This is a genomic window from Aphanizomenon sp. UHCC 0183 (assembly GCF_009712065.1).
GTDB lineage: Bacteria > Cyanobacteriota > Cyanobacteriia > Cyanobacteriales > Nostocaceae > Dolichospermum > Dolichospermum heterosporum.
In genome coordinates this window covers 1-19517 of the sequence record NZ_VILC01000081.1, presented here as the reverse complement: position 1 = coordinate 19517, position 19517 = coordinate 1, and the positions used below count along the sequence as shown (strand labels likewise).

The following is a 19517-nucleotide window of genomic DNA, read 5'->3' as shown; positions in this document are numbered from 1 at the left end:
CTGCGTGAACGCGGAGCAATGGAACGTTCACGAAGTGTGGCGATAGCTTGCGTGGCGACGTAGGAGCCATAGCCATAACCCAACAAAATCCTTGATAATGTTGGGTTTCGCTATCGCTTAACCCAACCTACATTTCCTTAACCGACAAGTATTGCTTTGCAAGGGAAAAGGGGGGGGGTAAAAATGTGATGAAAATACGGGATACCACTTTTAAAACATCCTCTAAACGGTGGTTAGGAAATGTTTATTAATTTGAGAATATCTTGCTAAGAAGGTGGATAACCAGCAGCAATTAAAGCTTCTCTAATAACAGATTCCGAAGCTTGAGTTTCTACATTGACAAACTTGGTTTTAGTATCAGCTTCCACAATAGCATTAGCGTCAATGGCTATAACTGCCTTGGTTTATTAGAGTAGGACTAGATTAGCATATCAGTAAATAATCTTTACACTTGAGGCAATTTTATGAAAATCTCAAGTTTTTTGGCACAACTTCGTTAAAAATAGTTTTCAGTGACAATATCGTTTACATCCATCACTATGTCTCAACCAACTATAGAATCCATTTTACAGGAAAAGCGGCTATTTCCGCCTACCAGTGATTTTTCAGAAAACGCCCAAATCAAAAGTTTAGCAGATTATCAGCGTCTTTATGATCAAGCTAAGGCTGATCCTCAGCAATTTTGGGCAGAATTAGCAGAAACTGAGTTAGATTGGTTTCAAAAATGGGATACCGTCCTAGATTGGCAACCACCTTTTGCTAAGTGGTTTGTCAACGGTAAGATTAATATTTCTTACAACTGTCTTGACAGACATCTCACTACTTGGCGGAAAAATAAGGCGGCGTTGATTTGGGAAGGTGAACCGGGAGATTCACGGACGCTGACTTATGCTCAATTGCATCGGGAAGTATGCCAGTTTGCGAATGTGTTGAAGCAGTTGGGGGCAAAAAAAGGCGATCGCATTGGTATTTATATGCCAATGATTCCCGAAGCTGCCATTGCCATGTTAGCCTGTGCGAGAATTGGCGCACCTCATAGCGTTATTTTTGGTGGTTTTAGTGCTGAAGCTTTGCGCGATCGCTTAAATGATGCCGAAGCTAAGTTAGTGATCACAGCCGATGGTGGTTGGCGCAAGGATGCGATTGTCCCTCTTAAAGAACAGGTAGACAAAGCTTTAGAAAATAATGCAGTCCCCAGCATTACAGATGTGCTAGTTGTCAAACGCACAAATCAAACAACACAGATGGCAGCAGGGCGTGACCATTGGTGGCACGATTTACAAAAAGGCGTTTCCGCTGATTGTCCCGCAGAACCAATGGACAGTGAAGATATGCTGTTTGTTCTCTACACTTCCGGTAGTACGGGCAAACCGAAGGGGGTAGTCCATACCACAGGTGGTTATAACTTATACAGCCATATCACCACCAAATGGATTTTTGATCTCCAAGATACAGATGTATATTGGTGTACTGCCGATGTCGGTTGGATTACTGGACACAGCTATATTGTTTATGGACTTCTTTCCAACGGTGCAACTACTCTCATGTATGAAGGTGCGCCCCGTGCTTCTAATCCTGGATGTTTCTGGGATGTAATTGAGAAATACGGCGTTAATATTTTTTATACCGCACCAACCGCAATTCGCGCCTTTATCAAAATGGGTGAACACCATCCTAACAAACGAAATCTTTCTTCCCTACGATTATTGGGAAGTGTGGGTGAACCCATTAACCCCGAAGCTTGGATGTGGTATCACAAAATCATTGGTGGTGAACGCTGTCCCATTGTGGACACTTGGTGGCAAACGGAGACAGGTGGGATTATGATTACACCTCTACCTGGGGCAATTGCGACTAAACCAGGTTCAGCTACTCTCCCCTTCCCCGGTATTATTGCGGATGTGGTAGATTTAGAAGGAAATACTGTCCCTGATAACGAAGGTGGTTATTTAGCCATTCGTCATCCTTGGCCGGGAATGATGCGGACTGTGTACGGTGATCCTGATCGCTTCCGCCGGACTTACTGGGAACATATTCCGCCCCAAGATGGTAATTATACGTATTTTGCCGGCGATGGTGCCAGAAAGGATGAGGACGGCTATTTCTGGGTAATGGGGCGCGTGGATGATGTCCTGAATGTCTCTGGACACCGCTTAGGGACGATGGAAGTAGAATCTGCGCTGGTGTCTCATCCGGCGGTAGCTGAGGCTGCTGTGGTGGGTAAACCGGATGAATTGAAGGGTGAGGAAGTTGTGGCTTTTGTAACTTTGGAGGGAACTTATCAAGCCAGTGAGGAGTTGAGTAAGGAACTGAAGAAGCACGTTGTTAATGAGATTGGGGCGATCGCTCGTCCTGGTGAAATCAGGTTTACTGATGCTTTACCAAAGACCCGGTCTGGGAAGATTATGCGGCGGTTGTTGCGGAATCTGGTAGCGGGTCAGGAGGTGTCGGGCGATACTTCAACTTTGGAGGATCGCGGTGTTTTGGATAAGTTACGGGAAGAAAATTAAGTAACTGTGTAAAATCTGTATGGGGTGGGCAATTTTGCCCACCCTACAGTTATTGATGATAACTGGATAATTGAGGAATCAAACTGGTGGTTTTATTCACACCATCCCAAACTATCCAGTTGATATCATTAGCTAAATCATCAGCTTGATTGGTAACTTTAAAATAGAATTTGTCACCGTTTTTAAACTGCACTGCAAAGTCAGCATTTTGGGCAAAAACAACTATAAAACCTCTATCCCGTAAGCAATACATCGCCCAATTTTTTAAGGATTGTTTATGGGGTTCATGGGGAATTGGGGGGTTAGTAATTACGTCTGCAATGACTTTTAAAACTTTTTCCATTTTTGGAGTTAATTAGGATCACAACGAATTTTAATCATAAACCCATCGGGGTCATAAAGGTACAGTTCTTCAGTAGCATGAGGTTTAAGTGGCACAGGCTTCCAGCCTGTGAAAGTGTGAAAATCAGACCTGTGAAAGTGTGAAAATCAAACCTGTAAAGTGATTAATTTTAATTCTTGTAACTATATTTTTAGGCATAAACCTTCCTCAATTCATAGATTTCTGATTGTTTTTCTTTTTCTTCAACTAACAAAAATTCATATAATTCATCTATAGAAATAGGAAATTTATAAATAAGCTGTTGTGCATTTAGTTTGTATAATTCTAGCGGGCAAGATGCCCGCACTACAAAGTTCAAGTAAATTATGGTTATCAAATTTAGCTGCGTAACAGCTTATTATCTTCTGATTCATAAACATCTTCAAAAGATTCTATTGCTTCCTTTAATTTATTAACTGCATCTTCTTGAGTATCTCCCAGCTATTAGCTAAAGAAACTAATTGTACTCTTTGGACTAATAATTTATTCTCAGCGATTAGTGTATTAATATGTCCAGATGATTGATCCTGTTTAGCACTGATTTCTTCTTTAACACTTTCTGGTAATAAAAATTGAGCCTCGTTTGTCAGGAATAAATCTAGGAAATTTAACCGAGATAGGAAAATTAAAGGGGAAGAGTTAAATACTATTTTCATCATGCTTACCAATTTTTTTCTATAGCGATATCTTCAACGGTAAGATATGAAAAATCTATTCCCATTAATTCTAAAACTTTCAAAAATATTTCTGTATCCATTTCCATGATTTCGGCTGCTTTATGTAAACTAATTAACCTGGATGTTAAAGCACCGAGTACAAATATAAATGTTTCTTTTTTTTCTATACTCTGGAATAATTGTACTTGAGATGCGATTTCTTGAAAGCTAGTTTGGTGATTCATTTATTTGATACTGTTTAATGGATTAAGTCTATTTTTATAATTATATCAAATGGTAAGGCGATCGCACTTCATACTACCCACATCAAACAGTGATTGCACTTCCATTATCTTAAAATAAGCGATCGCACTCACAAAACCACAATCAAAAAGCGATCGCTCTCTCATCGTACCTACATCAAAGAGCGATACATTCGGCAAGCAAAAACTGTTTATTCAATATCATTCCATTCACGAGCATCTACAAATAAAGATAAATGTTTTACATTTGTAGTAGCAATAATAACTTGATTTTTATTTAGTTCTGCAATTTTCGCTTGTGCTGCTAAAATTACATCACCATCAAGAGATTTAGGATCAGCAGTTGCTTTTCCTGTTTGTCTCACTTCTGCCCAAAATTGTGCGGCTAAAAGTATTACCTGAGTTGTAATCGGAAGATAAATTAATACTGATTGTAACTGTTCTAATCTTTTTAACCCATTGGTTTTGTTGGCTCTAATTAATTCTCTTCTTACTTCATAGTTAGCTATTTCAGGTAAAGCAATATTTTCACCTTTTTCTAAAAAGTTAGCATACCATAGTTTACATTTTTGAGCTTCTGTAGATGTTGATTTAGGGTTGGTAATAATTCCTAAAACTCCTGAATCAAGGATAATTAATCTTGGCATTATGATAATGGTGAAAATAGGGAACGATTAGAAAAATGATCTTGTGCTAAAGATTGAGATAAATACTCTAAAGTTTCTGTTTGTTCTTGTTCATCTCCTTCTTGTTCCCAAATTTTTAATAATTCCAGTGCTTTTTGGTTATTGCTTTTTGTCGGTTCTAATTGTTTTTTAGTCTCAATTATTGTTTCTAATTGTTTGATATGATCGAGGATTTTTTGATAAGATGCGGCATCTTGTACTACTAATTCTGCTTTACCGTTAACTGTTAAAATCAGAGGATTTCCGGTTTCTTTCATCTGGTTAATGAGTTCGTTGGTGTTGCGTTTGAAGGTTGAGAGGGATTGAATATCTTGACTGAGATTAATCATGGTTGGTGACTCTGCACTAAATTTAGATTTAATTTAATGTTAGCATAAAATTAAAAAAGCGATCTTGACCTCTCCCCCAACCCCTCTCCTGCAAGGAGAGGGGAGTAAATCTTGCTCCCCCTTCCCTCGTAGGGAAGGGGGCTGGGGGGTTAGGTCTTTTCACAACAAGTTTGATAAATTCGCATCAAAACTTGATCAATTTTCTCTGTTATTTCTTCATTTTTAAATCTCAATAAACGCAAGCCTCTAGCTGATAAAATTTTATCTCTTTCTACATCATATTCTATTTGTTGATCATGAATTTTTCCATCTATTTCTATGACTAAACTAGCAGCATGACAATAAAAATCTACTATAAAACCATCTATAATTTGTTGACGGCGAAAATGTAGCCCATGCAAGCGGTTGGCTCGAAGATGTTCCCACAGTATTTTTTCTGCTGGTGTCATTTGGCGACGCATTTCTTTGGCGCGTTCGAGTTTTACGGGTTGTATTTTTTGTCCAATGACTATGTTACGAAGTCCGTCTTTTTTCGGTGATTGGTTGTTCATTTGTGGGGTCTGTTGTTATATTGTGTTTGACCTCTCCCCCAGCCCCTCTCCTACAAGGAGAGGGGAGTAAATCTTGCTCCCCCTTCCCTCGTAGGGAAGGGGGTTGGGGGGTTAGGTCGCTTTGGGATGTTGGGGAAATGCGATTATACTTAAAATTACTTAACATTTTAATAATTGACAGATAAATTACCCGTATGAGATACTCGATTATATCTAATACAAACAAATCTATCAGGGAGTATTCAATGTCAAACTTTGGATTTGGTTCTATTAAAAATGCTTTAAGCCAAGCATTAGAGTATTTACCAGATTGGAAAAGTCTAAACCCCTTTGATAAAGGACAGCAAATTGACAAATCTTTTAAGGTAATTTTACAAGATTTGATGAAACAGTTCAATATGAAGCCTGGTGTTGATTATGTTGATAATTTAAAGGATAACGAGCAAAGTACAGATTTTGTAGCTTTATCACAGAAAGCAGATGATTTAATTCAAGGATTATTAACTGGTAAAATAGTAGCTATTTCAGAATATAGTAAAGTTAGTAAATTAGGTAATCAATTTACCGTTAAGGCTCATTTTCGTGATATTAGAAAGTCAGCTTAACTAAATTTAATTAATTTTTTGTCTGCTATTTTAGAAAGTGTAAACAAACTATATTGAAATAATTCAACAGGTCAAATCAATGTTTTTTGAAGAGAAACCAAAATATTTTGAAGCTGGGAATTTTATCTATGAGTGTAAATCTTCCCCTGATCATCTGGATGCGCCTATTAATCAAGGTAGTCTTAAAAAATGGATAAATGACGTAAAAAAGCTATTGAAAAAAAGACAACCAAGCGGCTTTCGTTATATCTTCCCTGTTAATCGTTTAGATGACAACAATAAAAGTATTTTAGAACAACTTAAAACAGAATTTCCTAATATAGACATACAATATTATGATTGTGATTCAGTTGATCGCCTTGTAAAAGCCTTGCAAAAAGTAAACAGCTTACCTGAATTAGTTCAATATCTTAAACAAGCTAGGAATTAAAATTTATGTCTCAATCTATTCATTTTGCCAGACTTAAGTATTTTTCTGAAGAATTTACTAAAGATAGTAAGTATGGCGATATTCTGCATGAGTTAAAGAAGATTTTAGGAAAAGAAGAAAATATTGATGAAGAAACACTGAACGGTAAATTTACTGAAGAAATAGAACTCAAATGTCTAACTTTAAATGTTTATGATGAAAAAATACAAGAATTTTTGAAGACTGGATCAGAAATTCAGTTACACCCTAGATCCAGGTTTTACTTTGTTAATGAAGAAATATGGAAAGTGATAGAAGAAGCTATTTTTAGAAAGTCTAAACAAATAGAAATGAAAGAAGATTTTTTCAATCTAGCAGAGGATTATATAACAATTAAAGGATATTTTAACAAAAGAATGTTGATTTTTGATGCTTCTTAGCTTTGGGTAAGTTATAAAAAAATTTATCATTTTCCTCAACTAACAAAAATTCATGTAATTCATCTATAGAAATAGGAGATTTATAAATGTTATCTTCTGATTCATAAACATCTTCAAAAGATTCTATTGCTGCCTTTAATTTACTAACTGCATCTTCTTGAGTATCTCCTTGTCCAACAATACCATTTTCTAAACACAAACCCACCCAATAACTGGAACTTTGTCTGAGGACAACTGTGTAGAAGTTCATTTTTGTTTACCTATAGATAATAATATTGCTATCAAGTAACATCATTTAATCACGATTTGGAAGAGAGCGATCTTGACGAATTTCTTGTTGCCATTTTTGTGGATCAATTTCCGCAAAAATATTCTTTTTTGAGATTTTTCTTAATGCTTCCGCCATTTTTTGTCCATTAGATTTAGTTGCGGTGGTTGACGTTTGTTCTAAAAAAGTAACCTGCACTTGAAATGAACCATCTAATTTCATTTCGGGAGCTTTATCAATCCATTCAATAGAATTGTTTTTCAAAATAGCGTTAAATGTTTTTAACATGATTTTGTTCACCTATTAATAATTGACGTTCAGGTGAGCCATCAAGACTCACCCTACCTTACATTATACCAACAAAGCCTGTTCCTCTTGAGAAATCACCCTCCCTTCATTCTCAAAACCAGCAATTTGATCAAAGTTCAAATAACGATACAAATCATCAGCAACAGGATTAATTTTATTCTGTTTATAAATTACTCAAGCGACAGCAAAATCAGTTAACTTACGAGTTTCTGGATCATGAAAAGCCAAAACAATATCCTCTTTGGCCTCTTTGGGTACACCTTCCCTTAATAACTCAGTTGCAATTCCCTCCTCAGTCCAATCTTCCTCAATGTAAATTTTCCCGTTTTTAATGCGAACATAAACAGAAATTGATTTCACTCGTTTATTATTTTTCCAACCAATATTAAACCAAAGATATTGACTTCTTTGATCATCAAACATTAACACCTCATCTATATCAGGATCAGGTACTTGTGCTGAAATTCTTTCATATTCAGTGAGGATTTGTTTGATTATATTTTGATAATGGGTTAATTTGTCAACTATTAAAATATTTTTTATTTCTGTTAATGATACTTCTGTTAAAGATACTGAAAGGCTATCTTTGTCATTAGCATTTTGTGAATTTTCCAAATATGCTAACAATTCCGTAATCTTCAAAAATTCCTCATAAGGTAATATAGCAAATTGCTTTTGACCATTTTTTATTAAAAACTCAGGATGCAATTCTATCATGTTTTAACCTCTTTCCATTCATAATATTTTCTCCACTAATCATCTGCTAAAGTTTCCAACTCGTCAGAAATCAAATTTTGCCAATCTTCATCACAATGGGAATGCAAATGAATAGAAGCTACCAGCAATTCTGAGAGAATTTTACCCTTTTGGCGATCGCTTAATTCAGAAAGTTGTAATTGATGAACCAAAGAAATCACATTTTGGCATTCTTCCTGTAATTCCATTAATAACTGATTAAGCGTTGAGTTTTCACTGCTAATTTTTTGTTTTGCGAGTGTCATTAGTTTTTACCCAATCTTTTTAACGCTTGTTTTATTCCTTGTTCAAAAGCTTTGATTTCCTTTTCCCAGTGATTAATCAAACCTGGATCTGGGAAGTCTTTCTCTAATTCTAGCCTAATTTTTTCTTTGTGTTCAGCAATACGAGATTCCAAAGATGATATTGCTTTTTTAAAATGACTCTTCCCCATAAAATATAACTGATAAAGCTTACATTATTCTAGGATGTAGATTGTATGCTAACAAAAGTGATTTTCATTGATTTTTAATTAAGAAACTATCAAAGCAAATAACTGTTTATTATTGAAAACTTGTTTAAGATTATCACAATCAATACAGATTTTTGTAATATTTGCTAATCTTTCTTGCCATGAATATTCGCGATCTTTATTAAAATAACTTCCTATGTTTTTATCAATAATTATTTGAATAATTTCCCAATCTGACTCAGTTACAAAAAAGAAAGAAGATTTTGTCTTGTCAAAGATAAATTTTTGCTGTTCTTCAAAATTTTGATTTATGCCTTGAATATTTTCATAGGTAATATCCAAAATACTTAGTTTAATTTCTGTAAAATGTTCTTGAATCATATCTTCGATATTTTGAGTAGTGGTATCACTACCTCTGAATAATAATTTTACTGATTCATAAATATTTTCTCTAGGAAAGTTCTTGACTTCCTCTGATAAAATATTCACCTTATAAAAACATAGAAATTGTGACATTTATCGATCCTAATTTATAATTCTCTACCTAAAAAAGTTGAACGGATATTTTGAATATATAGGACTAAATCATCAATTTGGGTTAAATTGTTCAATTTAGAAATTTGCGATATAAAATTTTGAGTTTGATGGCAGTCATAGTATTTAATTTCAACTGCTCCTTTATATTGACACTTAAAATTGTCTAGTATTTGTTTAACTTGATAATCTATGCTATTTATTGGAAATACAAGAATAAAGTGAGAAGGATAACCAAAGTTATCACACTTTTGCTCAAATTTTCTTATTTTTCTCATTACCGTTTTTTGAGAAATATAGCCATCTTCTTTGGTTGTACTTGGTGTTGTTGCACACTCCCAAATAATTTTCCCCTCCCAATTAGAGTGATTATTCATAAACCTATTCTATCTCTATAAGCTTTTTAAATTTATTTTGAGTATTTATTTCGGATAAATCTAAAGATTTTGATCTCAAATAAGCTGGCACACTAATATAATTACCATGTTTATCTCTTCTTAGATGTGCTTGCACAATCTCTATTTTACCTTCAAATAAACCTTCTAGTATTTCTTGAGCATTTTCAGAAACAAACACAAAATCTGTTACTTTAGCATTATCAGGAAGTTGAGATACAGGAACATAGTCTTGGTTAGGTTTCATGTGGAAGTGCTTCATTAAATCTTCAAATAGCAACTTTATAGTTTTATCTATAATTTTTCCTATTTCTTGCTCACTCAACATATTTTCATTATTAATCTTTCTAAGTGCTTGCAAAAAAGCCTGTTTAGCTCTACCGACTGGGTATTGTTTCATAATTACAAAAAATACTAGAAAATAATTACTGGTAAGTGCAACAAGTTACCAGTCAACAACTAAGATATCATTATACTGGAGGGACTGTCAACAACACCTGAAGCACCTGAGAAATCACATTTTGGGATTCTTACCAGCAACACTTCTGCTAAAGATAATATTGCTCTCTTAAGATGAATCTTCCCCATAAAATATAAATTATAACATTCAGGTGAGCCATCAAGACTCACCCTCACCTACATTATACCAACAAAGCCTGCTCCTCCTTGCTAATCACCCGGCCTTCATTCTCAAACCCGGCAATTTGATCAAAGTTCAAATAACGATACAAATCATCAGCAACAGGATTAATTTTATTCTGTTTATAAATTAATCAAGCCACAGCAAACTCCGTAAACTTACGAGTTTCAGGATCATGAAAAGCCAAAACAATATCTTCTTTGGGTACACCTTCCCTTAATAACTCAGTTGCAATTCCTTCCTCAGTCCAATCTTCCTCAATATAAATCTTCTCATTTTTAATGCGAACGTAAACATGAGTATTATTAACTCTTTTTTGGTTAACCCAATCAATACTACGCCAAAAATAATGATGATTATTGTCATCAAAAATTAGACAATTTTCCGGGTGAAAATCAGGAGCTTTTTCAACAATTTGATGATATTCTGTTAAGATTTTTTTGATTATTTCTCCATATCTTGTGAGCTTATCCATGATACAATTTCCTCCTGTTCGTTATTAAAAACAATAAACTCTACCTGATGACGTTTAACAATAGCTTTAACTGATTTTCTTTGAAAAAAGCTCTCAAATACAGTGTCTTTAACAGCTAAATAAATGGCATAATGTTTTTCAGATAAATCTAAAATATCACGATATACAATATATTGCCCTAATTCAGGTGAGTCCATCCAGACTCACCCTAACCTAAATTATACCAAAGCCGCCTGTTCCTCCTTACTAATCACCCTACCCTCATCTTGAAAACCAACAATTTGATCAAAGTTCAAATAGCGATACAAATCATCAGCAAAAGGGTGAATTCTTTCCGACACAATATCCATATATTCCTGCACATTAGGAATACGTCCCAACAACGCACAAACCGCTGCTAATTCCGCCGAACCTAAATACACTTGAGCGCCTTTACCCATGCGATTATTGAAATTACGAGTCGAGGTAGAAAACACCGTTGTATTATCATCAACTCGCGCCTGATTTCCCATACATAAACTGCATCCTGGAATCTCAGTTCTCGCATTCGCACCTACAAAAACATCATACACACCTTCTACTTTTAATTGATGTTCATCCATTCTTGTAGGCGGTGCAATCCATAACCGCGCTTTCACCTCACCAGCACCTTCCAAAACCTTCGCAGTTGCTCGATAATGTCCGATATTTGTCATACAAGAACCGACAAAAACTTCTTGTACAGGATCATTAGCAACTGCCGATAATAACTTAACATTATCAGGGTCATTAGGAGCAGCAACAATTGGTTCTGTGATTTGGCTTAAATCAATTTCAATTATTTCTGCATATTCGGCATCCGCATCTGCTGATAATAATACGGGATTGGCTAACCATTCCTCCATTTTTGCCACGCGACGCATGATAGTTCTGGCATCACTATAACCCCGTGCCACCATATTCTTTAACAGAGCAATATTGGAACACAAATATTCCGCTATTGTCTCTTCACTTAACTTAATTGTGCAACCAGCACAAGAACGTTCTGCGGAAGCGTCGGTTAATTCAAAAGCTTGTTCAACTTTCAAATTTGGTAAACCTTCAATTTCCAAAATCTTGCCAGAGAAAACATTTTTCTTGTTCTGCTTCTCGACAGTTAACAAACCTTTTTGCATAGCCACATAAGGAATTGCATTCACAACATCCCTCAGCGTTATTCCTGGTTGCAATTCTCCTGTAAACCGGACTAATACTGATTCTGGCATATCTAAAGGCATTACACCCAAAGCACCAGCAAACGCAACTAACCCAGAACCAGCAGGGAAAGATATACCCAAGGGGAAGCGAGTATGGGAATCTCCACCTGTTCCCACTGTGTCGGGTAATAACATCCGGTTTAACCAGGAGTGAATGATACCATCACCAGGACGCAAAGCTACACCACCACGGGAGGAAATGAAGTCTGGTAATTCCTGATGGGTTTTAATATCCACAGGTTTGGGATATGCGGCTGTGTGACAGAAACTCTGCATTACCAAGTCTGCACTGAAGCCTAAACAAGCCAGTTCTTTCAATTCGTCTCTGGTCATTGGTCCTGTAGTGTCCTGAGAACCCACTGTAGTCATGATTGGTTCGCAAGATGTCCCCGGACGTACTCCAGGCAAACCGGCGGCTTTACCGACCATTTTCTGAGCCAATGTGAAGCCTTTGCCGGTGTCGGTGGGGGATTGGGGGCGGATAAATAAATCGCTGGGTTTTAAACCTAATGCTTGACGGGTTTTGTCGGTGAGAGTCCGTCCAATTAGTAGGGGAATGCGTCCACCGGCGCGAACTTCGTCTAGAATGGTGTCAGGTTTGAGGCTGAAGGTAGAAATTACTTCTCCTGCGGCATTGAGAACAGTTCCTTTGTAGGGATAAATGGTAATTACGTCACCGGTTTCCATTTTGCTGACATCGCATTGAATGGGTAATGCACCGGCATCTTCGGCTGTGTTAAAAAAGATAGGCGCGATCGCACTTCCTAAAATATAACCCCCAGCCCGTTTGTTTGGTACAAAGGGAATATCATTACCCAAATGCCATAATACAGAATTGATTGCAGACTTGCGAGAAGAACCTGTACCCACGACATCACCAACGTAAGCTACAGGATGTCCTTTTTTCTTTAACTCTGCAATGGTTTCTAAACTTCCCGGTTGACGAGTTTCCAACATCGCCAATGCGTGTAATGGAATATCTGGTCTGGTTGTAGCGTGAGTTGCCGGTGATAAGTCGTCGGTGTTAGTTTCTCCGGGAACTTTAAAAACCGTAACGGTGATAAATTCTGGTAATGTCGGACGGGAAGTAAACCATTCTGCTTCTGCCCATGAGTTTACCACCTGTTTGGCGTAGGGGTTGGTTTTTGACAATTCCAAAACATCATGAAAAGCATCATACACCAACATAATTTTGCTGAGGGCGTTGGCTGCATAAGCGGCGATTTGTTCTCTTCCTTCTCCTCCCATTACCAAGGGTGTTTCTGAAGCTGTTGATACAGAGGTACTGGAAACTTGGAGTAAATCAATTAAGGATTGGACATTGTAACCACCAATCATTGTTCCCAGTAATTCTACTGCGTCAACTGGTGAAACCAAAGGACTGGTAATTTCTTTTTTAGCGATCGCAGTCAGAAATCCAGCTTTTACATAAGCAGCTTGATCTACTCCAGGGGGAATGCGATCGCGTAATAAATTTAACAATAATTCTTCTTCACCTGTAGGGGGATTTTTCAGTAATTCACACAATGCTGATGTTTGTACTGCATCTAGCGGTAAGGGAGGAATACCCAGTTGAGCGCGTTCTGCAACCTGTTGACGATATTCTTGTAGCATGGTTTAGATTGTGATCCTGTAATGTCTTGCTTTCATTATTATTTTATTGTAAGGGAATTGTTACAGGAGTTACTGGTAAACGAATTTGTCAGAAACAAACAATTTATAGATTATAATTTTGAATAGAATCTTTATTCTAGGTAATTTACTATGGTTACAAAACAAATAATTCAAGAAAAATTAGAAAATTTAACACAAGAAGAACTTAATCAAGTTTACGGATTAATTGAACAATTAAGTAGTGCAGAAAAGTGCAGAAAAGCCAGTTAAAAAGCCTAGTGGTCTGTCAATATTAATTTTGTGTGTTAATGAAGTTTGAAAGTATTGCTAACAAACGGTTATAAAATTTAATAACTCACAATTTCAAGCTTGACAGACTACTAGTTTAATGTCTCAATTACGGCAAATATCAATTGATGCTCCTGAAGATTTTTCTGTGCAAGCTGCGATTAGCTTAGCGAGAGATGTAAGTAATTGGTAGGGGTGAACGGCCGTTCACCCCTACAAGCCGTTCACCCCTACAATATAAATTAATATATAAACAATATATCTAAAATTGAATCTTATGAAATATAATCCTGATATACATAAACGCCAATCAATTCGTCTTCAAGGCTATGATTATTCTCAGTCTGGTCTTTATTTCATTACAATTTGTTGTTATGAACGTGAATGTTTATTCGGAAATATTATAAATAGTCAAATAACATTAAATAATTTTGGTGAATTAATAAAAGAAGAATGGTTAAAATCAGCAGAAATCAGGAAAGAAATTGAGTTGGATGAATTTGTAATTATGCCTAATCATTTTCATGGAATTGTTATTATTAATCAAGAAATAAACAGAGATTTTATTAAAAATAACGTAGAGGCGAGTGATAATAATGTAGGGGCGAACGGCCGTTCGCCCTTACGACAGGAAATTCAATCATCACCGCCAAAAATATCAATGAAACCAAAATCTTTATCATCATTAATAGCAGGTTTTAAATCAGCAACAACCAAGAAAATTAATATGATTCGTAATACCCCTCAAAATCCCGTTTGGCAACGCAATTATTATGATCATATTATTAGAAATGATGAATCTTTAACAAGAATTAGAGAATATCTCCAAAATAATCCTTTATCTTGGGAAAATGATCAATTACACCCTAATAATCCTTCTAAATGGTAATTAGTGCGATCGCTCTTTTGATTCTACTAAATTCTGTAGGTTGGGTTGATAAAACCCAACATTTTCCATTTTCAGGAAGTAATTACATCCTGATTCTAATATCTTACAACTCTTTCACCGTTAACTGAACACTCGGACTTGGTAATAACGTATATCTCAGATATAATCCCAACCACACAAAACCAATAATTAACAAAGTCCCAATTCCCAGAAAATTCGGCAACCAAAATACTACCTCTACATGATTTATATCCCCTGCTTTAAGCTTCCATATTAGTTGATTACCATGCTTTTCTGGTTGGATAGCATTTTCATCATTTTCAATATTCTTGATTCCCCAAGGTGTCTGTAAGCTAAAGTCCAAATTGACAAGAGAACTATCATCTTTAGTCGTCAACATAGCCAAAGAACGCAAATCTAAATCATAAACTAAATGATTTCTAGAAAATAGGAAAAAATTCCTATCTTCTGCAACTAAAGTAGAGGTAATATTTGCCAGTTCCGAACCATCACTATCCTCAGAGGTGCGAGTATTGAAAAAGCCAGTAAATTTTTCTTGTAATTCCTTCGCACTGGTAAAGGGAATTTTAACAATAATTTCTGATGCTGAAACTCTCTCTATCGAACCAGCTAATGTTCGCGCTCGATTTTCTAAAGTTTTTAACCATTCAGAGAGATAATCACCACTAAAAATAGTAATTTTTTCTGATAACTGAATATGCTGTATTAATTCACCATTATTTGTGCTGTTAAAGTTCACCCCTAAATCATACTTAACACAACCAGATAATAGTAATGAAGAAAGTATCACCATTAAGACAATTGGTTTGATTTTAGTAATTTTTCTAATTTTGCTAATAGAAAAAAATACAGATTTCATTGAATGTGATCTAATCCTAGTAAAAGTTAATACATTCATAACTAAATTTCTCCTTATTTGCTAAAAACTTAACCAAACTAAATAGAAAATTGTCAAACCTACAGAAATTAAACCTACCCAAACGAAATTATTGTCTTTAGTATTGACCGTACTCAAATCAATGTATTCTCGTTCTACAGGTTTTGGTTTAGATGTAGATTTTTGCGGTTGGGAAGTGACAATTATTTTGGATTTGTTATCAGAAACTATACCAAAATCAGGAATTTCTGTCATCCACTCTTTTGGTCTGTTCAGTTTGGGTGCTTTTAAAATATAAACTAGCCGTTTTGCTTGTTGACGAATTTCATAATGGGGATGACGGCTGAGTTGTTGACAAAGATTTATCGCTTCTTCGGAACGTCCCGCGGCTTCATACGCATTCACCAACCAAATTTCTACTTCACCAGCAAACCGGGTATTTTTTCCTAATAGAGTGCTGGCTTTTTCTAAACTTTCCACAGATTCTCGATATTGACCATTTTCAAAAGCAGTTGTCCCAATTTGGAAACACGATTTAGCGAGTTCTAAATTTTCTGTAGTCATTGATCATTAGTATCAGTTGTTGGTTTTTATTCAATAGCTTGAATGGCTTATCTGTTGGCTTCCACACCCGCCCGGAACTTAAGTTCCGGGCTAATAGCCAAAGTAAACTTTAGTTTACTAAACGATTTTAAAATTTTTGAGCTAAATTTAGTCATCTTCAGATGACTTAAGCTATTAGACAGGGAATTGATTCCCTGGCTGCCGGGGTATGGGTTTTACAAGAGCATCCGGTAATGTCCCCCATTCCGATTATTGTCTCGACTGATGAGAACCCAGAATCATGGTTCCAATCCCCACATCTGTAAATACTTCTAACAATAAGGCATGAGGAATGCGTCCATCAATTATATGTGAAGCTTTGACTCCTTGGGCAAGCGATCGCACACAACAATTCACTTTCGGAATCATCCCCCCACTGACTACACCATCAGCAATTAATTGTCGCGCCTCCCGAATATCCACCTTGGGAATTAAGGTAGAAGGGTCTTTATAATCTCTTAAAATTCCTCTCGTATCAGTCAGCAAAATTAGCTTTTCCGCCCCCAAAGCAGCGGCTATTTCCCCCGCTACCGTATCCGCATTAATATTATAAGCCTGTCCAGTTTCATCCGCAGCCACGCTGGAAACCACCGGAATATAGCCATTACTCGCAAGTGTTTCTAAAATTTTGATATTGACATTACTCACTTCCCCCACAAAGCCAATCCCTTCATCACCTTGAGGACGAGCCGTAATTAAGTTACCATCCTTACCGCAAAGTCCTACAGCCATTCCCCCAGCTTGGTTAATCAAAGCCACAATTTCCTTATTCACCCGCCCAACCAACACCATTTCCACCACATCCATTGTTGGTGCATCAGTTACGCGCAAACCATTTTTAAACTGTGCTTCAATTCCTAATTTACCTAACCAACTATTAATTTCTGGTCCACCACCATGCACTAAAATAGGTCGCAAGCCGACGCAAGATAAAAACACCACATCACGGATCACTTTATCCTTAAGAGAGCTATCCTTCATCGCTGCGCCACCGTATTTAACCACAACGGTACGACCAGCAAATTGTTGAATGTAAGGTAGTGCTTCGCTGAGAATTTCTACGCGATTAGCTTCAGCTTGCCTGATATATTCAGTATCATTAATCATGTTATTACCCAAGTTGCTAGTTATATAGTTTATGGGATAACTAGCAACAAGAGTTAATAACCTGTTGTGATCATAGCAGTGGCAGGGGAGCAGGGGGCAGGGGGCAGGGGGCAGGGGGCAGGGGGGTAGGGGGCAGGGGGGTAGGGGAGAATATTTTTCTCTTTCCTCTTACCTCTTCACTGTCACCTGTAACCTGTAACCTGTCACCTGTAACCTGTCACCTGTTCCCTATTCCTAAGAAAGTTGAAACAAGAAAGTAACTAAATCTCCCTTACCCAAGCTAATGCGATCGCCTGGACGGAGGCGATGTCTGTTACCAGGTAACAGAGGTAAGTTATTAATGTAAGTACCATTAGAACTACTTGCATCCTCTATATAACAAGCATCTCCCTCAATCCGAATATCTGCATGAATCCGCGAAACAATCTCCGAATTTGGGAATCCCGAAACATCTATATCTGGAGGAACACGATCATTAGGCTTACCAATATGCACAACCGAGAGATTTTGTGGTAATTCTATTTCCTGATTAGCTTGAACATGGAATAATCGCGCTACTATCTGTTGTAATTGAGTATTTGCCACCTTTCCTGATGGTGCGACTGGAGAAACTTCAGGAATAGATATAGGATCTATCTGGGGTACATAAGCAGGGGGAATATAAGGCTCAGATCCTGGTACTGTATCCATAGCCACAGGTTCAGGAGTCAATACAGGCGGAATATAAACTTCCGGTTCAGGTGCTACAGGTGCAGGTGGAGGAGTCAATACAGGCGGAATATAAACTTCTGGTTCAGGTGCTACAGGTGCAGGTACAGAAGGAACATAAACAGCTTGTTCCTGAACTACAGCCATAGGTGCAGGTGTAGGAGTTAGTACAGGCGGAATATAAACTTCTGGTTCAGGTGCTACAGGTGCAGATACGGTCGGATTAGCTCGGGGCGCAACTTCCAACACATCAGGCTGTAGCAGTTGCATCATTAAGTCAGGAGCGACCACTGGTGCTGGCACAGGATTAACAGCACCAGTTGAGGCGACTGCAAGAGTAGCGCCAAAATGGAGATTGTAACCGCACTGACCACAGAAAGCCGCATCTGACTGTACAGTTGCTCCACAATTAGGACAACTAGCTGTAGCTGGTAACGGCGTATAGCAAGCTTCACATTGAACAGCGCCGTCTGGGTTAGGATGATTGCAATTAGGGCAGACGATCATGGATTTAAGCCTTAGTGAAGGTCGTTGTAAAAATATTACTGACAAGCACATAAGTAACTTTAGCTAGTGATGCTAAAAATTACTTACAGTGAGAACAGGTTGATCATTGGTGATGATTCTTCATCATCTCAATCAACCAAATCTCAAAAATCATAGTCAATGCTAGAGTTCCAAACCAGCCGCTGCGTCTAGCAACCAGTAGAGTTCTCCTTGGGGACGAATTAACCGTGATGGATAGGCGAAATCATCCGCTACTGGTGCAAAAACTTGGGCTAAAGCCGGTCTTTTATTAGCACCAGCAGCCATAAAAATCACACTGCGAGCCGCGTTAATAAATGGGTAAGTAAAAGTGATGCGGAGATTATCATCTTTATTACCAACAGTAACTAGGCGATCGCTCACCTTGAGAGCTTCCGTGTAGGGAAACAAAGATGCAGTATGGGCATCATCACCCATTCCCAGTAAAACTACATCCAATGCTGGGAACTCTCCCGATGCCGAATTAAAAAATGTTTGCAGATGCTGGTTATACTTAGCTGCATCTACCTCTGGGTTAGCAGATAAAGTAGGGATAGCATGAATATTCGCCTTGGGAAGTGCCACCTGATCTAACCACGCACGTCTCGCCATCAGTTCATTACTATCAGGATGATCTGCTGGTACATAACGCTCATCTCCCCAGAATACATGAATTTTATCCCAGGGCAACTTTTGATTAGCTATCGCCTCATACAAAGGTTTTGGTGTACTACCCCCTGACAAAGCAATTGTAAATTGCCCCCGTTCGCTAATAGCAGTTTCCGCTTTCGACAGTATCAATTCTAGCGCCCGTTGAACGAGTGCCGATACACTAGAATGGACTTCAACAGTTTTGTTCATGGCATTATCATTACATAGCTTGTTTCTTGGCAATACCATAGCGAACTTCTGACAATTTTCCGGTTTAACCCTAGAAACTTTTAATATCATCAGGTTAAGCCCAAGCTAATGCCTAGTAATCTGTCAACCC

Annotated in this window: 29 protein-coding genes and 1 pseudogene; 5 read left to right on the top strand and 25 right to left on the bottom strand. The window is 37.2% G+C overall.

The features are described 5' to 3' along the window. Positions 1 to 266: 266 nt before the first annotated feature. Positions 267 to 404: pseudogene (locus tag FJR37_RS20565) on the bottom strand (copper chaperone); the annotation flags it as partial. A 135-nt stretch (positions 405 to 539) separates the two neighbouring features. Here FJR37_RS20565 and acs point away from each other — a divergent pair. After that, positions 540 to 2510 carry an acetate--CoA ligase gene (acs, locus tag FJR37_RS20560; protein WP_168466998.1) on the top strand — a complete coding sequence of 657 codons (1971 nt, stop codon included), beginning with the start codon at positions 540 to 542 and terminating at the stop codon, positions 2508 to 2510. Between the two features lie 49 nt (positions 2511 to 2559). Here acs and FJR37_RS20555 read toward each other — a convergent pair whose 3' ends face one another. The 8 genes from FJR37_RS20555 to FJR37_RS20520 all read right to left on the bottom strand — a co-directional run bounded on the left by FJR37_RS20555 (position 2560) and on the right by FJR37_RS20520 (position 5377). Beyond that, complete coding sequence (locus FJR37_RS20555) at positions 2560 to 2853, bottom strand: hypothetical protein (protein ID WP_039202529.1); 294 nt, start codon at positions 2851 to 2853, stop codon at positions 2560 to 2562. Between the two features lie 190 nt (positions 2854 to 3043). Next, positions 3044 to 3199 carry a hypothetical protein gene (locus FJR37_RS20550; protein WP_174763457.1) on the bottom strand — a complete coding sequence of 52 codons (156 nt, stop codon included), beginning with the start codon at positions 3197 to 3199 and terminating at the stop codon, positions 3044 to 3046. A gap of 97 nt (positions 3200 to 3296) precedes the next feature. Beyond that, the gene (locus FJR37_RS20545) at positions 3297 to 3551 is read right to left on the bottom strand and encodes a hypothetical protein (RefSeq protein WP_168466982.1); all 255 of its coding nucleotides are present in this window, start codon (positions 3549 to 3551) and stop codon (positions 3297 to 3299) included. 2 nt (positions 3552 to 3553) lie between these two features. Then, positions 3554 to 3793, bottom strand: a complete 240-nt coding sequence (locus tag FJR37_RS20540) for a hypothetical protein (protein WP_168466997.1) — start codon at positions 3791 to 3793, stop codon at positions 3554 to 3556. Between the two features lie 45 nt (positions 3794 to 3838). Continuing rightward, positions 3839 to 3991 (bottom strand): hypothetical protein, encoded by a 153-nt coding sequence (locus FJR37_RS20535; RefSeq protein WP_160289992.1) that lies wholly within the window; start codon positions 3989 to 3991, stop codon positions 3839 to 3841. A gap of 11 nt (positions 3992 to 4002) precedes the next feature. Next, positions 4003 to 4458, bottom strand: coding sequence for a DNA-binding protein (locus FJR37_RS20530; protein WP_039202531.1), 456 nt, complete (start codon positions 4456 to 4458; stop codon positions 4003 to 4005). Next, complete coding sequence (locus tag FJR37_RS20525; RefSeq protein ID WP_168466996.1) at positions 4458 to 4826, bottom strand: type II toxin-antitoxin system prevent-host-death family antitoxin; 369 nt, start codon at positions 4824 to 4826, stop codon at positions 4458 to 4460. The genes FJR37_RS20530 and FJR37_RS20525 overlap by 1 nt, the downstream gene beginning before the upstream one ends. 149 nt (positions 4827 to 4975) lie before the next feature. Beyond that, positions 4976 to 5377 carry an endonuclease domain-containing protein gene (locus FJR37_RS20520; protein ID WP_168466995.1) on the bottom strand — a complete coding sequence of 134 codons (402 nt, stop codon included), beginning with the start codon at positions 5375 to 5377 and terminating at the stop codon, positions 4976 to 4978. Between the two features lie 245 nt (positions 5378 to 5622). On the opposite strand from FJR37_RS20520, the gene FJR37_RS20515 reads away from it, so the two are divergent. From FJR37_RS20515 to FJR37_RS20505, 3 genes are all read left to right on the top strand, one after another. Then, on the top strand, positions 5623 to 5982 hold the full coding sequence (locus FJR37_RS20515) for a hypothetical protein (protein ID WP_168466994.1): 360 nt from the start codon (positions 5623 to 5625) through the stop codon (positions 5980 to 5982). A 79-nt stretch (positions 5983 to 6061) separates the two neighbouring features. Continuing rightward, on the top strand, positions 6062 to 6412 hold the full coding sequence (locus tag FJR37_RS20510) for a hypothetical protein (protein WP_168466993.1): 351 nt from the start codon (positions 6062 to 6064) through the stop codon (positions 6410 to 6412). Positions 6413 to 6417: 5 nt separating this feature from the next. Beyond that, complete coding sequence (locus tag FJR37_RS20505) at positions 6418 to 6831, top strand: hypothetical protein (protein ID WP_168466992.1); 414 nt, start codon at positions 6418 to 6420, stop codon at positions 6829 to 6831. On the opposite strand, the gene FJR37_RS20500 is transcribed toward FJR37_RS20505, so the two are convergent. The 11 genes from FJR37_RS20500 to acnB all read right to left on the bottom strand — a co-directional run bounded on the left by FJR37_RS20500 (position 6797) and on the right by acnB (position 13508). Beyond that, positions 6797 to 7081 carry a type II toxin-antitoxin system HicB family antitoxin gene (locus tag FJR37_RS20500; protein WP_168466991.1) on the bottom strand — a complete coding sequence of 95 codons (285 nt, stop codon included), beginning with the start codon at positions 7079 to 7081 and terminating at the stop codon, positions 6797 to 6799. The two genes, FJR37_RS20505 and FJR37_RS20500, sit on opposite strands and share 35 nt — an antisense overlap. Positions 7082 to 7126: 45 nt before the next feature. Next, entirely contained in the window at positions 7127 to 7387 is a 261-nt protein-coding gene (locus FJR37_RS20495; protein ID WP_168466990.1) for a hypothetical protein, read from the bottom strand. Between the two features lie 195 nt (positions 7388 to 7582). Further along, positions 7583 to 7936: a XisI protein gene (locus tag FJR37_RS20490; RefSeq protein ID WP_168467003.1), complete on the bottom strand. Its 354-nt coding sequence runs from the start codon at positions 7934 to 7936 to the stop codon at positions 7583 to 7585. Positions 7937 to 8160: 224 nt separating this feature from the next. Then, positions 8161 to 8409, bottom strand: a complete 249-nt coding sequence (locus tag FJR37_RS20485; RefSeq protein ID WP_168466989.1) for a hypothetical protein — start codon at positions 8407 to 8409, stop codon at positions 8161 to 8163. Continuing rightward, entirely contained in the window at positions 8409 to 8561 is a 153-nt protein-coding gene (locus FJR37_RS20480; protein WP_254434631.1) for a hypothetical protein, read from the bottom strand. Before FJR37_RS20480 ends, FJR37_RS20485 begins: the two co-directional genes overlap by 1 nt. Positions 8562 to 8675: 114 nt before the next feature. Beyond that, positions 8676 to 9131, bottom strand: coding sequence for a hypothetical protein (locus FJR37_RS20475; protein ID WP_039204469.1), 456 nt, complete (start codon positions 9129 to 9131; stop codon positions 8676 to 8678). A 14-nt stretch (positions 9132 to 9145) separates the two neighbouring features. Further along, entirely contained in the window at positions 9146 to 9526 is a 381-nt protein-coding gene (locus FJR37_RS20470) for a hypothetical protein (RefSeq protein ID WP_039204468.1), read from the bottom strand. Positions 9527 to 9530: 4 nt separating this feature from the next. Further along, positions 9531 to 9944, bottom strand: coding sequence for a hypothetical protein (locus tag FJR37_RS20465; protein WP_039204466.1), 414 nt, complete (start codon positions 9942 to 9944; stop codon positions 9531 to 9533). A gap of 373 nt (positions 9945 to 10317) precedes the next feature. Then, a complete protein-coding gene (locus FJR37_RS20460) occupies positions 10318 to 10659 on the bottom strand; it encodes a XisI protein (RefSeq protein WP_039204464.1) in 342 nt (113 codons plus the stop codon). Then, entirely contained in the window at positions 10629 to 10856 is a 228-nt protein-coding gene (locus tag FJR37_RS20455; RefSeq protein WP_039204463.1) for an element excision factor XisH family protein, read from the bottom strand. The genes FJR37_RS20460 and FJR37_RS20455 overlap by 31 nt, the downstream gene beginning before the upstream one ends. Before the next feature lie 21 nt (positions 10857 to 10877). Continuing rightward, positions 10878 to 13508, bottom strand: a complete 2631-nt coding sequence (gene acnB, locus FJR37_RS20450; RefSeq protein WP_168466987.1) for a bifunctional aconitate hydratase 2/2-methylisocitrate dehydratase — start codon at positions 13506 to 13508, stop codon at positions 10878 to 10880. Between the two features lie 565 nt (positions 13509 to 14073). Here acnB and FJR37_RS27120 point away from each other — a divergent pair. After that, positions 14074 to 14685 carry a transposase gene (locus tag FJR37_RS27120; RefSeq protein WP_168466986.1) on the top strand — a complete coding sequence of 204 codons (612 nt, stop codon included), beginning with the start codon at positions 14074 to 14076 and terminating at the stop codon, positions 14683 to 14685. A 103-nt stretch (positions 14686 to 14788) separates the two neighbouring features. Here the strand turns inward: FJR37_RS27120 and FJR37_RS20440 are convergent, their stop codons facing one another. The 5 genes from FJR37_RS20440 to pgl all read right to left on the bottom strand — a co-directional run bounded on the left by FJR37_RS20440 (position 14789) and on the right by pgl (position 19387). Next, a complete protein-coding gene (locus FJR37_RS20440) occupies positions 14789 to 15565 on the bottom strand; it encodes a DUF3153 domain-containing protein (protein WP_254434630.1) in 777 nt (258 codons plus the stop codon). A gap of 60 nt (positions 15566 to 15625) precedes the next feature. Next, on the bottom strand, positions 15626 to 16147 hold the full coding sequence (locus FJR37_RS20435) for a tetratricopeptide repeat protein (RefSeq protein ID WP_168466984.1): 522 nt from the start codon (positions 16145 to 16147) through the stop codon (positions 15626 to 15628). A 249-nt stretch (positions 16148 to 16396) separates the two neighbouring features. Beyond that, entirely contained in the window at positions 16397 to 17293 is an 897-nt protein-coding gene (gene argB, locus FJR37_RS20430) for an acetylglutamate kinase (RefSeq protein WP_027400611.1), read from the bottom strand. Between the two features lie 234 nt (positions 17294 to 17527). After that, positions 17528 to 18508 (bottom strand): FHA domain-containing protein, encoded by a 981-nt coding sequence (locus FJR37_RS20425; RefSeq protein WP_168466983.1) that lies wholly within the window; start codon positions 18506 to 18508, stop codon positions 17528 to 17530. A 162-nt stretch (positions 18509 to 18670) separates the two neighbouring features. Next, positions 18671 to 19387 (bottom strand): 6-phosphogluconolactonase, encoded by a 717-nt coding sequence (gene pgl, locus FJR37_RS20420; protein WP_039203584.1) that lies wholly within the window; start codon positions 19385 to 19387, stop codon positions 18671 to 18673. Between the last annotated feature and the right edge of the window lie 130 nt (positions 19388 to 19517).